This window comes from Mesohalobacter halotolerans (assembly GCF_006120725.1).
In the GTDB taxonomy this organism is placed as follows: Bacteria; Bacteroidota; Bacteroidia; order Flavobacteriales; family Flavobacteriaceae; genus Psychroflexus; species Psychroflexus halotolerans.
On the sequence record NZ_SWMU01000003.1, the window covers coordinates 259443 to 273385 of the forward strand.

10 protein-coding genes are annotated in these 13943 nt (G+C 34.9%); 1 reads left to right on the top strand and 9 read right to left on the bottom strand.

Features of this window, described 5'->3' with window-relative positions:
- Nucleotide 1 precedes the first annotated feature (1 nt).
- Genes FCN74_RS08350 through FCN74_RS08365 form a run of 4 tightly spaced genes read right to left on the bottom strand, consistent with a single transcriptional unit; the run spans nt 2 to nt 7597 of the window.
- A complete protein-coding gene (locus tag FCN74_RS08350) occupies nt 2–1327 on the bottom strand; it encodes a TolC family protein (protein ID WP_317128785.1) in 1326 nt (441 codons plus the stop codon).
- The gene (locus FCN74_RS08355; RefSeq protein WP_138932140.1) at nt 1314–4517 is read right to left on the bottom strand and encodes an efflux RND transporter permease subunit; all 3204 of its coding nucleotides are present in this window, start codon (nt 4515–4517) and stop codon (nt 1314–1316) included. Before FCN74_RS08355 ends, FCN74_RS08350 begins: the two co-directional genes overlap by 14 nt.
- An 11-nt stretch (nt 4518–4528) precedes the next feature.
- Nucleotides 4529–5632 carry an efflux RND transporter periplasmic adaptor subunit gene (locus FCN74_RS08360; protein ID WP_171047144.1) on the bottom strand — a complete coding sequence of 368 codons (1104 nt, stop codon included), beginning with the start codon at nt 5630–5632 and terminating at the stop codon, nt 4529–4531.
- Nucleotides 5633–5689: 57 nt separating this feature from the next.
- Nucleotides 5690–7597: an ABC-F family ATP-binding cassette domain-containing protein gene (locus FCN74_RS08365; protein WP_138932142.1), complete on the bottom strand. Its 1908-nt coding sequence runs from the start codon at nt 7595–7597 to the stop codon at nt 5690–5692.
- Nucleotides 7598–7659: 62 nt separating this feature from the next.
- Here FCN74_RS08365 and FCN74_RS08370 point away from each other — a divergent pair, with 62 nt between their 5' ends.
- Nucleotides 7660–8049 carry a DUF983 domain-containing protein gene (locus FCN74_RS08370; protein ID WP_138932143.1) on the top strand — a complete coding sequence of 130 codons (390 nt, stop codon included), beginning with the start codon at nt 7660–7662 and terminating at the stop codon, nt 8047–8049.
- Here the strand turns inward: FCN74_RS08370 and FCN74_RS08375 are convergent.
- The 5 genes from FCN74_RS08375 to porK form a co-directional block, all read right to left on the bottom strand.
- Entirely contained in the window at nt 8021–9055 is a 1035-nt protein-coding gene (locus tag FCN74_RS08375; protein ID WP_138932144.1) for an NAD(P)/FAD-dependent oxidoreductase, read from the bottom strand. The two genes, FCN74_RS08370 and FCN74_RS08375, sit on opposite strands and share 29 nt — an antisense overlap.
- 65 nt (nt 9056–9120) lie before the next feature.
- Nucleotides 9121–10134: a type IX secretion system ring subunit PorN/GldN gene (gene porN / locus FCN74_RS08380; RefSeq protein ID WP_138932145.1), complete on the bottom strand. Its 1014-nt coding sequence runs from the start codon at nt 10132–10134 to the stop codon at nt 9121–9123.
- 18 nt (nt 10135–10152) lie between these two features.
- Complete coding sequence (gene porM / locus FCN74_RS08385; protein ID WP_138932146.1) at nt 10153–11727, bottom strand: type IX secretion system motor protein PorM/GldM; 1575 nt, start codon at nt 11725–11727, stop codon at nt 10153–10155.
- 34 nt (nt 11728–11761) lie between these two features.
- Nucleotides 11762–12391 (bottom strand): type IX secretion system motor protein PorL/GldL, encoded by a 630-nt coding sequence (gene porL, locus FCN74_RS08390; RefSeq protein WP_138932147.1) that lies wholly within the window; start codon nt 12389–12391, stop codon nt 11762–11764.
- A gap of 52 nt (nt 12392–12443) precedes the next feature.
- On the bottom strand, nt 12444–13874 hold the full coding sequence (porK, locus tag FCN74_RS08395; RefSeq protein ID WP_138932148.1) for a T9SS ring complex lipoprotein PorK/GldK: 1431 nt from the start codon (nt 13872–13874) through the stop codon (nt 12444–12446).
- Nucleotides 13875–13943 lie beyond the last annotated feature (69 nt).

A 13943-nucleotide genomic window follows, 5' to 3' on the forward strand; every position in this document is an offset into this window, starting at 1 on the left:
CTTAAAATTTTACATTGAGAAGTTGACCTGTAAGTTGCAAGAGTTGAATTTCAGCAAGTTTAGCATCATATTTGGCTAAACTATAACTGGTTTGGGCATTTTGCAAATTAATTTGCGCTTGTCTAAACTCAACAGAAGTAATTTGACCTAATTCAAACTGGTTTTCGGTTCGCTTGAAGTTATCTTGGTTTGTTTTTACGTTTTGCTCTTGCAACTCATAGATATACAAACGCGTTTTATAATTATTTAGTGCATTTTGAATATCTCTATCAACTTGAACTTGAATTTGCTGTTTTTGAAGGTTTTGGTTTTCGTAATTAATTTTAGCATTTTGAATCCTTACTGCTGTTTGTCCAGCATCAAAAAGGTTCCAGTTTAAGCTTAAACCAGCAGAGATTGTAGTAGAGGTTTGGGTAGAACCCGGAAAAAATGGTGTTTCTGGACTTATATTTCGATTCCATCCGTAGGAGCCTATTAAATCTAAAGTTGGCAAATAGCCCGTTTTACTTATTTTTTGGTCGTATGCACTGATTTCTAAACTTTTTTCAATTTGTAATAACGATGCATTGTTAAGTTCGTGCTCCTCAACAAATTGTTGTATTTTTAACATTGGTGTAAAGTTAACTGTAGTATCTACGCTAAAGTTATTTGAATATTCTGAATTAATGATTACTTTCAAATCTCGTTTTGCATTGTCTAAACTTTGATTTTCATTCACCAAATTTATACTATCGTTAGAAACATCAACTTTAGCATTAAGTACCTGTAGTTTATTAACTTGGCCATAATCAAAAAGATACTCAACCCGCTTTAATCGATCTTTAGATAAGGAAAGCGTCTGTTTTAAAACTTCAACGTTTTCAACACGTCTGGCCACCTCATAGTAAACACTAAACAACTGAACTAATGTGTTTTCTATAGTTTCTCGGGCTTGTAGCTCTGAGAGGTTGTATTCTTCTTTTAAACGCTTGTAATTGTAGAGTCGACCAAGACCATCAAACAAGGTGTAATTGAGGTTTAAACTTGCATTGTAATTTTCGCTATCCAAATTATTTTGGTCCAAGGGGTCTTGACCGGCAACTTCAGCTAGTCGATCTTGAGTACTAAAATTACTACCAGCTTGAGCATTAAGGCTTGGTAAATATCCGGAGTTGAGAATACCAGCATTGTTTTCAGCAATTTCTAAGTTATTATTGGCAATTTGAATTCCGAAATTTTGCTCTAAGGTAAGCGCTACAGCTTCTGTCTTTGTCAATAGGTCTTGAGCGTTACAAAATGTAAAGCTCAAAAACCCAATCCATAAAATGAACAACTTATTCTGCATCATAATTCTCTAATTCTTTTTGTTCTTTAATGGCGCGCTCTACTTCCTCTTTTGAGATACGCTTTCCTGAAACTAGCCAAGCTGTTGTCGTCTTTAGGGTATTGAATATTGATAGACTTACCGGTAATAGTACTAAAGTTAAAACTGTTGCAATACCTATTCCATAAGCAATCGAAATGGCCATAGGAATTAAAAACTGAGCTTGACGACTCTGTTCAAAAATAAGTGGTGCTAAGCCGGCTATTGTGGTTAGTGATGTTAAAAATATAGCTCTAAACCTCGATTTACCAGCTTGATAGAGAGCATCATCAAATTTTAGACCCGACTTGAGGTTTGCATTGAGTTTTGTAATTAACACAAGTCCATCATTGACCATAATTCCTATAAGTGCAATAATACCAAGAGCCGATAAAACATTAATGGCAAATCCGTGAATAAAATGGCCCCAAGCCACACCAATGGCACTAAAGGGAATCAACAATAGTAGTAATAAGGGTTGTGAATACCCCCTAAAAGTAAACGCAATAACTACAAAAATTAAAAATAAAATAACAGGCAACACCTTTTGGGCTGAAGACGAAATCTTAGAAGCTTCTCGGTTTTGACCTTCATATGAAACCGATAAGCTTGTGTATTTATTTAAGATTTCAGGCATTACGTTGTTTTGAATATCAGTCAAAATATCGGTAGCACTTTCATTAGGATCTGACAGATCTGCTGCAACGTTGATTTCTCGCATACCATTGAGAAAACTGATGGATTCTGTTCCTCTCACAATTTGATAATTGGCTATTTCGTTAAAAGGCACACGCATACCGTTTGGGGTGATAATTCGCATATCATCCAAGTCTTTAATAGAAGATCGATTATTAAGGTTGTATCTTACCCAAACTCTAATTTCATCTTTTCCGCGTTGAAATCGTTGAGCTTCAGCGCCAAAAAATCCATTACGGACTTGCCGCATCACCTCACCAACATCTAAGCCCAAAGCAAAAGCGTTGGCTTTAAGGTCAATTTCAATTTCTTTGATGCCTTTGGGGTCATTGTCCACAACATCTTTAAGTAAATCGTTGTTTTCCATCCAAGTTTTGAGTTCGACTTTAGCTTGTTGCAGTTCATTCAGATTATTCCCAAGAAGCGAAACTGAAACAGGTGAACCTCCAAAATTACTTCCCGAACCAAAGGTGATACTTTCAACACCATAAATCGGTCCAGATTCTTCTCGAATGGCATTGGTGATTTCGGCTGCGCTAAAATCTCGCAATTCACCGGGAAGCAAATTCACTTGTAAAGAAGCCTTGTTATTGCCTGGGCCAACACGTTTTATGGTATTTTCAACCACTTGAAGATTGTCAGTCTGTTGTTTTGTAAACTTATCATTGACTCGCCAAGCGGCATCTTCGACAATAGAAATAATAGAATCTGTTTTTTCAGGGTTAACCCCTTCTGTCATCAATAGGTCTATGCTAGCTCTATCACTAGCGATGCTTGGAAAAAGCGTAACACGAATAATTTTTCCACCAATGGATCCAATGGTTAAAATTAATAGAGATATAAAAATCATGACAACAAAAAAGCGATTCTTTAAAGCAAACTTTAAAAAAGGTGCATAAGATTTGTCCCTTAAAAAGCGCATAACTTTATCTCCAAAAGCATTGACATTTCGCATTTTGGCAAAAAACTTTCCTAAGATGGTTTTAGGTGGTTTCTTCTTTTTGGCACTTTGTCTTAAAGCTTTTGAATGTGCGATATGAGCGGGTAAAATAATAAAAGCCTCAACCAAAGAAATAGATAGCGTTAAGAGAACTACAACAGAAACTTCGCTAAAGAAAGTCCCTATTCTACCATCGATAAAGAAAAAAGTTGAAAAAGCTAAAATCGTTGTCAATATCGCTGAAATGATAGGTGGAAAAACTTCTAAAACACCATCAATTGCTGCACGAATAGGTTTTTTACCACGCTCGTAATGTTGATATATATTTTCTGAAACTACAATACCATCATCTACCAAAATACCAATCACGATTATCATGCCAAATAGCGATAGCACATTGATGGTTACCCCAAAAGAGTTGGCAAACACAAACATGCCAAGAAATGCAATAGGTAATCCAAAAGAAACCCAAAATGCCAATCTCGTATTTAAAAAAATAGATAAGAAGGTTAATACTAAAGTTATCCCAATCAATCCGTTTTCAAAAAGTAATTTAGTTCTTTGATTTAATGTGATAGAGGAATCACTAATCACGTTGAGTTCAATATTATTATTTTTGGCGTTAAATTCTTTAATATAGTCTTTTACCTTTTCTGCAGTGGGAATCAGGTCTTCATCATTAGTATTCGTCACGATGACACTCACAGCTTTATCACTATTGTAAAATAAAGCATTGGGTGTTTCTTCAAATTGATCTTTGACCTTGGCTAAATCGCTAAGCCGCACTTGAGTGCCATCAGCTAAAGTTTTAATGACAATATCATTAAGATTGTCAGCATAATAGCTTCGTTTATCAGCTCTAATGAGATAATCTTCAGATTGTGTTTTTATAGTTCCTCCAGTGGCCAAAATATTTGATCCTCTTACTTTTTGAGCAACCTCTTCAAATGAAATATTGTAGGCTAAAAGTTGGTCTTGACTTAGGGCAATTTCAATTTCTTCGTTGGGGAAACCTCGAAGCTCTATTTGTGATATTCCATCAATTTGCCTCAAATCTGTTTCAATTTGATAGGCTATATCTTTTAAGGTTTCTAAATTGATATCTTTTCCGGAAATCGCAAAATCTATGGTTTGCCTTGAGGTTTCTTGTTTTGACACCACGAGCGGTTCCATACCAAGTGGAAAATTTGGCACACGATCTACCGCGTTTTTAACTTCGGTCAACATCACATCTACATTGCGGTCGTCTTCAATCTCAACAGTGATTGAACCTCCATTTTCTCGAGCTACAGCAGTTGTTCTGTCAACACCTTCTAGACCTTTTAAGTTTTCTTCTATTTTAATTATAACACCTTCTTCTATCTCTTCCGGTGAAGAACCCGGATAGGTGATGTTGATATTGATTATTTTAGAATCTTGAAGCGGAAAGAAAGATGATTTTAAGCTAAAATATCCAACAATACCAAAGATAAAAAACGCTAAAATCACGACATTGACTGCAACATCGTACTTGATGAAATATGTAATGATTTTTTTCAATCTAAATGTATTTAATTTTTTGGCCTGACAAGCATTCCTGGATAAGCGCTTGATAAATTTGAGGTCATAATCGTTTCACCATCATTCAATCCTTTTACTAGGGCTTTATCTTCTGTAAAATAAATCGGGGTTACGGTCCTATAGTCAAGTATGGAATCTTTAACGACAAAAACCTGATTGGCGTTATTCAGCAAAGAGCGGTTGATAGAATAAGCATTTTGTATGGTTTGACCTTCTATTTCAGCTTGAAGGTACAATCCTTCTTTTACATTTTGATCTTTTGTCTGTACAAATACTTGTATAGTTTGTGTTTGCGCATCTATCTGTTTGTTAATACGACTTATTTTCCCTAAAGCCAAAAAATTTGCATCTAAACTTTTAAGTTGAACTGAATCGCCAACAGACAGATATGGGATCATTGATTTTTGTAAGGCTATTTGAATTTCATAAACTGACGGGCTTATAAACTCACCTAAACGTTGACCTGGCCTAACCAATGTGCCCAAATTAATCGTAGCTTCAGTCAATACACCGTCAAAGGGAGCCCGAATGGTAAACTTGTTGAGTCGGGTTTCTAAATTTTTAATGTTATAGTACGAACTCAATATCCCACGACCTGTGATAAAGTATTTAAGTTGTTTGGATGGCTCTGGAAGTTCTTGCAAGGGTTCTTGAACGTCAAACTCATTTATATAAGTTTGCCACTGCTCAAATTCTTGTGGGTAATCTATCTTAATGTCCGGCATTAGGGCTACTAAAAGATTAAAAAAATCACTTTTAGCAGAAATAACATTGGCCATAAATTCTTCATTGTTTATCTTGAGAAGTATTTGACCTTTATCATAAGTCTGTCCTGCTCTAAAGTCTTTAGAAGAATATTGAAAAACCCCTTGAACTTCACTAAACAATTCAAACTTTTTGAGGGCTTCTGCTACACCGTTGGTCTTGACAACAATAGGAATATCGCTATTAGTTATTGTGTCTATCGCAATAGGCTTATAGATATTTTTATTGGCTTTGTTAGCCTCTTTTGGAGCATTTATTAACAAAAAAGCGATATATGAGGCGCCTCCTAAAATAATAATCCCTAAAATAACCAGTAATACTTTTCTCATTGTAATCATAAAAGTTGTAAAACTAAAAACAATTGAAATACAAGTAGGTTAAGCTTTTCACAAATCCAATTCATCAATTTGAGATTGAATCTGTTCCCACTCTTTCATCAGTTTGTCTAAATTATTTTTCTTAGTGTTATATTTATCAAAAAAATTATCTTCGGCAATAGTTTTGTCATAATCATAAGCCAATTTTTCATCTATGCTTTTAATTTCCTTTTCATGTTGTGTAATTTTAGACTCGACTTTGCTCAATTTGTTGCACAATGATTTGTATTTCTTTTGGCACTGGTAGTCATTGGGTTTGCTGCTTTTTTTAGTTTTACTTTCAGAACGTTTTTCAATACTCCTAAAGTCTTCAGCTTCTCTCGATTTTAAATAGTCTTCAATGCTGCCTAAGAAGGTGTTGACTTTTGAATCTTTAAATTCTAAAATAGTTTCAGATAAACCTTGAAGAAAATCTCGGTCATGAGAAATCAAAATCAAAGTGCCATCAAAAGCTTGTAGGGCTTGTTTGAGCACCAGTTTAGATTGCATATCCAAATGATTGGTGGGCTCATCCATAATTAAAACATTAAACGGATTAAGCAACATTTTTGCCAGTGCCAGTCTATTTCGCTCACCACCAGATAAAACTTTGACATATTTGTGCACATCATCGCCACTAAACAAAAATGACCCGAGAATGTCTCTGACTTTGGGTCGAGTCAGAGCATTAGCGGCATCAATCATAGTGTCTAAAACGGTTTTATTTTCATCGAGGTATTCGGCTTGGTTTTGAGCAAAATATCCAATCTCGACGTTATGACCTATTTCTAGATGGCCTTGGTATGAAATTTCATTCATGATAATTTTAGCTAAAGTCGATTTTCCTTGACCATTTTGACCTACAAAAGCAAGTTTATCACCGCGGTCAACGGTGAAACTGATATCTTTGATCACTTGGTTATCTTTATAAGATTTAGAAATATGTTCGGCTTTGATAATCACTTTTCCGGCTCTTTTTGAAACTGGAAATCTAATGTTCATTGTCGCCGTATCTTGATGTTCTACTTCAATTCTATCAATTTTGTCTAGTTTTTTGATGAGGGATTGCGCCATAGACGCTTTGTTGGCTTTGGCACGGAATTTATCAATCAGCTTTTCGGTATGTTCAACTTCATTTTGTTGATTTTTTTGAGCCGCTAATTGTTGTTCGCGTAGTTCTTCGCGGTGAATTTTAAATTTTGAAAAAGGCTTATTGAAGTCGTAAATTTTTCCAAGTGAAATTTCAATCGTGCGATTTGTGACATGATCTAAAAACATTTTATCATGTGACACAATAACGACACAAGCCGAAGATTGATTGAGGAATTTTTCTAACCAAATGATGCTTTCAATATCCAAGTGATTGGTAGGCTCGTCGAGCAACAAAATATCATTCTGTTGCAGTAAAAGTTTAGCTAATTCGATGCGCATTCGCCACCCACCAGAAAACGTATTGGTCAAATTGTTTAATTCTTCTTCTTTGAAGCCTAATCCTTTTAAAATGCGTTCAGTTTCTCCTTGATAATTATAACCACCTTGAATTTCATACTGCTGTTGATAGGTGTTTAAGTCAATCATCAGTTGATTGTAAGCTTCAGACTCGTAATCTTCACGTTCTGCAAGTTGCGTATTGATATGCTCGAGTTTTTGCTCTATCGTTTTGATGTCTTCAAAAGCCTGATATGCCTCTTCTAAAACTGTACGTCCTTCTTCAAAATCAATATCTTGTTTAAGAAATCCTATAGAGACTTCTTTATCTTTAGAGATTTGACCGTCATCATACTCTTGCTCACCCGCAATGACTTTAAGTAAAGTCGACTTACCGGCACCATTTTTACCGATTAGACCGATGCGTTCATTGGCGCCAAGTCTAAAGCTGATATTTTTAAACACATATTCGCCACCGAAAGACAAAGAAAGTTCTGAAGTGTGTAACATAAATTACATTAATTTGTGCAAAGATTGGTAATTTTGTATTTATAATCTAACAAAACATACAAATGCTGAAAGGAATTAAAATATATAGTATCATTACAGGGAGTTGCCCTGTTTGTCACGAAGAAAGTATGTATAAAGAAAGTAATCCATACAAGTTAAATCACATTCATGATATGCATGAGCATTGCTCAAATTGTGGAACAAAATATCAAATTGAACCTTCGTTTTTTTACGGCGCCATGTATGTGAGTTATGCTTTAGGTGTAGCAGTAGCAGTGGCTACTTTTATTATCACTTATTTTTTCATGGGCTTAGAGGTTTTTGCTTCATTTATGAGTATAATTGGAGTTTTAATTTTGCTGATGCCCGTCATGATGCGTTTATCGCGAAATATTTGGATAAATCTCTTCTTCAGTTACAAACCTAAATCTGAGCGTCAAAACGACGTATAGATATTTCGGGGTCAAGTTTTTCGTCTGTGAGAATATGTTTAACAAGCTTTTGACCAAGTTTAGGACTTGTCATCACACCACGACTTCCAAAACCATTGAGGATGTGAATATTTTTGTGTTTTTTATGTGTGCCTACAACAGGTCGTCGATCTTTTGTAGTTGGTCTAATACCGCAAACTTGTCTTACAATTTTATAGGGTACACTAATCATGTTATCTAGAGCTTCCATCATTTGTGACCTAGCCTCATTGGAAGGCTCATGATTTAAGGGTTTACGCTGATAAGTTGCCCCAAATTTATAAAGGTCCTTACTGAGAGGAATTAAAAAATATTTAGCCTTATAAAGTTCTTTAATTTGAAGTGCCTTAGATTTAAAAATAAGGTAATCGCCCTTGTTGCCATATATCCCTAAATGATTAAAAAAGGGATTTTGAGTCACGCCAAATCCTTCACAAAAAACTATATGCTTATAAGACACATTTTGATAAGTTAAATAACTTTCATTTATTTCTAATTTATCATGTTTAAATGTTTCGCTTACCCATTGTTTTTGATAATGGTGCTTTAAACATTGATATAGAGTAGTTAAATGGATGATTCCAGCTTTAATTTTGCCAATTTTACCAATATTTAAATTTTGATTTTTATTCTTAAAAACTTGTGAAGATATGAAGGATTTTAATCGTGCTTTATCATAAGCTTGATACCAGTTGTTTTCTTGTTCGATATCGTGCACGAAAACGTTGAGGATTTTGCGGCTATATATTTCCTCTTGAAAGGCATTATTTATTGACTGATAAAATGTCTTTGCATAAGGTAAATACTCTTCGACTTGCCATGCTGGCTTCATCCGCTTTACAGCAACGGGATTTATAATTCCTCCTGCGATTCTAGATGATTGTTGGGTGGTGTCAGAAATAATATCAAAGCTAGCATTTTTAAACTCTAAATGTCTTGCAACAGACAATCCTGCCAAACCAGAACCTACTATTAGAAAGTCTTTCATAAGTTTAAAAATAAAAAACGCCTCTTACAAAAAGAGGCGTTGTTAAAATTAGTATTTATACATGTTTAATAGGCCCATAAATCAAGTTCAAAATTTCTGATTTCGTCCTTGATTCGTCTTGCCTCTAAGAGTTGCATTAATGCATTGTCCTGAATATAATTTTCAATTTCTCTGTCTTCATAGATATTTTGTGTCTTGTATATTACAGCATCAAATCTTCTAGAATTTAATAAATGGTCAAAAGTAAGAGGTTTTGCGCCATTTTCAGAATTCAAGACCTTTGCTTGATGTAAAGCATTTCTGGCATCTTTATACCATACCCAGAAATAAGGGATAACTTTAGGATCACCTGAATAAGTTGGATTTTGAGTTTGTATGTCATATCCTGCAGGTGCAATACCAATCAGGCGGTATTTTAAAGCACCTTGACGTTTGTCAAAATACCAAATACCTTTTATTAAATAAGCTGTAATATCAGCTCCAGTGATTTCAGTTGGTATAACATAAGGTTTCATTTGATTAATCAAATCCTCTGAATATAAATCCGGATAATTGCCTAATTCATCAGCTAATGCACGATTTAAAAACAGTTGAACGTTTTCTGTTCCTGTTATGCCGTATTGACCAAGAAGATCTAATGCAACGTCTGGTAAAAATATAGCTTTCAAAGAGTTTTGTATCTCATCATAATCCTTTTTCTGCTGAAAATAACTTGTTGAATAAACTTCAGTGATAGCATCTTCTGCATCTGGTTCTGTAGCACCTTTTTTGATACAGTTTATCAAAACCTGAAATAAAGATTGTCTATCTTCTCCAAGTCTGTTTGAATCTAAAGGATAGAGTAATGGGTAATTGAGTTTCTGGTTGAGATCTATTTTTTCCCAAACAATTTTAGACCACATGATGTCACGTTTATCCACATAACCATAAGGCAAGGGCTTACTGTCATCAAGTTCTTCTTGTTCTTTATTTATTCTATCAATATCATCTGGAGAACTTGCGTTTAATATATTAGATTGAGCAAAACTCAAACTCATACTGAATAAAAGAACAAAACAATAAATAAAACGACTTGGCATATATAAAGTATTTAAATTTTAGTTTGTAATTTGTACAAGTAAAGCAGGCATACTTTTGACGTTAACCTGGGCACCTGGAACATCTGCACGAATATCAAAAAATTGAATGATATCGCCAGTTTTAGCTAAAGCCAATGTCTTTTTAGCTTGAGCATTCAATCTGTCTCCATTTACCACAACAGAGGCTTGGCCTGGTACACTCATTGTAAATCTCTTGACCACTGGTGAAATATCAAAATCAAAATCTTCAAATATGGCTCCAACTGGAGAGATTTCTACAGCTTTACGAGGCAATTTAATTGCACCACCTTGAGCCACCTGACCGCGAATAGTGGGCGTAGGTCTCGGAAGAGATTTAATTCTAAATTTGGTTGTATTGCTAAAGGTTTCACCTTCGATAGTACCATTAACTTTTACTCCTAATTCTTTACCAGCTCCAGGCTTTAATATATAAGTAGTCCCAGATTTTTTTCTGAATGTGTGTCCTGGTGCTGATGCAGAAATATTATTTTCTGGCACACCTGGCATAGAAACGGTAATTGGATTATCAATACCACGATATACAACATTCATTTTATCAGCAGAGACTATAGCTTGGTTTGGTTTTGGTATCACTTGAAATGTCTGTTCCACTGGAACTTCAATATCTTCGGCATCTTCTTGTGCAAAAACAAGTTTACCTTCTACTGTGTGCTCCCCTGGATTTCCGGCGGTAATATTTAATTTTACCTTTCCACCAACGATATCAAAATCTTTGCCTTTTTCCAGTTGACGTCCATCAATTTTTAAGTCAACCTCAGATGGTACTGTTGTAGAGTCAGTACGTCCAAGTACAATCTTACCGTCAAATTTATTCCCTGGATAAACGGCGCTTCTTTCCGTTTCTAAAAGTGTAGAGTAATTGTCCATTGAAGCAATCTCAACTAGCTGTCCAGAAAACATTTGAGAAAGCACCTCATTTTCATTGATTTTAATGTTATTTTGAAGTGTAGACAATTTGGTAATAGTAGATATAAGTGGATATCCTATGTAGTGATAGCTTATATAATCCATTTTCTTCCCGTCATTATCAGTTATAACGACATCACTTTCCTTGAAAGTTTCTTTAACATTACTGATAACTTTGGGGTAAGAACTGCCTATGAGTTGATTCATTTGATTGCGATAATCTTCCATTTTTTGCATAAATTTTTGTCCTGCTTTTGTCAATTTACCACTGATCATAAATTTCTCATTGACGTAAGAATCTTTATCCATTGATTCGTAATCTTTAGGGTCCTCTACAGAACCTTTAAACTCGCCATTTAAGCCATCTAAGTATGCGTAATAATCGTTTGAAATACTAGATACTTGCGCAGCTACTTTGGCAATACTATCAAATTGTTCAGGGGATTCGATAGCTTTCTTTTTTAAGCCTTCTAGAGCAATTTTATTTTTCTCTTCAAAAGTTTCATTGGTTGCTGTAACTGTTTCATTAACAATACCGAAACCCGTTAAAACCTCCTTAGACATATTTAAGGCTAACATAGCAATGAAAACCAAATACATCAGGTTTATCATTTTCTGCCTTGGTGATAATTTTCCTCCTGCCATAATTTATTTTTTAGTTTTTTATAGTTAAAACGAATTAGGCTTTAGGTTGCATAGCACTTAACATACCGCCGTAAACTCCATTTAGGGAATTTAAATTTTGCGTTAACGATTCCATTTGTTCTCTTAACTTACCGGCATTATCAGCAACTGCTTCATTGATTTCTGCTTGTTTAGATGCAGATTCAACCTGTGCTTTATATAAGTTGTTTAAAGATTCCATTTGCGCAGCAGCTAAAGTTAACTCTTCGCTGTACTTTTTTTGAGAATTCAAACCGTCTGTAGTAGGAGATAAGTTTTTGGCAGCTCCTTCAAAGCTTCTTATGCTTTCACCTAAACTTTCCATAAGACTTGAATCAATTCTTGCTTCTTTTAGCATTTCATCTAATTTTTCAGAAAGCATACCTTTTTCTTCAGATGTTCCATCAGAACCGTAGCTATCTTCTCCGGCTAATTCTGGATAAACTTTTGACCAATCCAGCTCTGTATCTACAGGTTCAAATGCAGATACTACAAAAACACCTGCTTCGGTTACAAGACCAACGATAAGCATTAAATCTCCATAGGGCCAGTGCATGATTTTAAATAATGCTCCTACAATAACTACTGCAGCTCCGAGACCATATACCATGTTCATTCCTTTCTTAAAAGTATTTGACTTTGCCATAATTTAAAGTTTAAAAATTTTTGTTGTTTTGATTGATTTTATTGTTGATTGTTTAATTTCTTGTGTTTTGATTTCTAGTAATTCCATTCCCTAAGTAATCTTGTACCATTCTCAGGCCTATGTAACTTCTTGCAGAATCTGCATATTCGTAATCTCTAGTGCTGACTCTCATATAATAACTCACGTCTTTCCAAGACCCACCACGTATAACTTTTCTGTTATTCTCCTTGTTATTTACATTAGGATTCATTGAAGACATATATTCGTAAGCTGCAGGATCATAAGACGTGTTGACCCATTCAGCAACGTTACCAGACATGTTGTAGAGACCGTAACCATTAGGTCTATATGCATCAGCTTCTACAGTATAAAGCGCTTCATCTGCTGCATAATCTCCTCTTAATGGTTTAAAGTTTGCAAGATAACAAGCTCTATCATCTTTTGTGTAAGGTCCACCCCATGGAAAAGTAGCTGATTCTAAACCACCTCTAGCGGCATATTCCCATTCTGCTTCAGATGGTAATCTGAACGCCGGAGATCTACTTTTATCTGCTTCTTTGTTGTATTTGTTTAGATGCTGAGTTCTCCAGTTTGCAAAAGCTTTGGACTGAACCCACGACACTCCAACTACAGGATAATTATCAAAAGCTGTATGATAAAAATAATTATTATGCATCGGTTCATTGTATGAATAGTTGAAATCTTTAATCCATACCGTAGTATCTGGGTACACAGGTACATTTTTCTCTACGATTTGAGTAGATAATTTTTTGTTGGAACGCGCAGCTTTTTCTAAATCTACAGTTTTGTAACTGTAAACAAACTTTTTGACATCTAGCATTCTCTCTCCGTTATAAGAATCTTCGTTGTCTAGGTAAAATTCATCCATCACATATACGTAGTTCTCGTCAGGATACTGCGAAGGTTTCCATATAATATCTACATCCCAATTTAAGGTTCTATCCATAGGATCGTAATGTCTTGAAAATTCCTGAAAAGGTGTTTGTTGATTCTGGTTTTGGTTATTATTATTTCCACCACCAAACAAACCGCCCTTTTGGGCTCCAGCCTCAGGTTTAAACGCGAAATCTTGTATGCTTCTACCATTGTTTCCACCACCTTGGTTGGTATTTGCGTTATTGCCACCTCCGGCTAGATCTGCTTCTTCGGCTAATTTTTGTCTTACCACTGAATCTCTGACATTGTAAACAAACTCTCTGTATTCAGCATTTGTGATTTCAGTTTCATCCATATAAAAAGATGTGACTGTAACTGTTTTGATGGGTGCATTTTTTAAACCAGCAATATCATAATCAGATTTACCCATCGTGAAGGAACCTCCTTCAACTTTAACCATTCCGTAGGGTCTTTCAGAAAACCACTGTTTCCCTTCAACTCCTACAAGTTGTCCCTTGTTGTTGTTTCCGCAACTTGCCAGAACAGCAACAACAAAAAATAAATTTACTAAAATCCTAAATTTCATATAAAATTGTTTAGTTCACGTTTATTTCAGTTTCACAAAAAAACAATATTTTTATTAATAAAGCCTTAA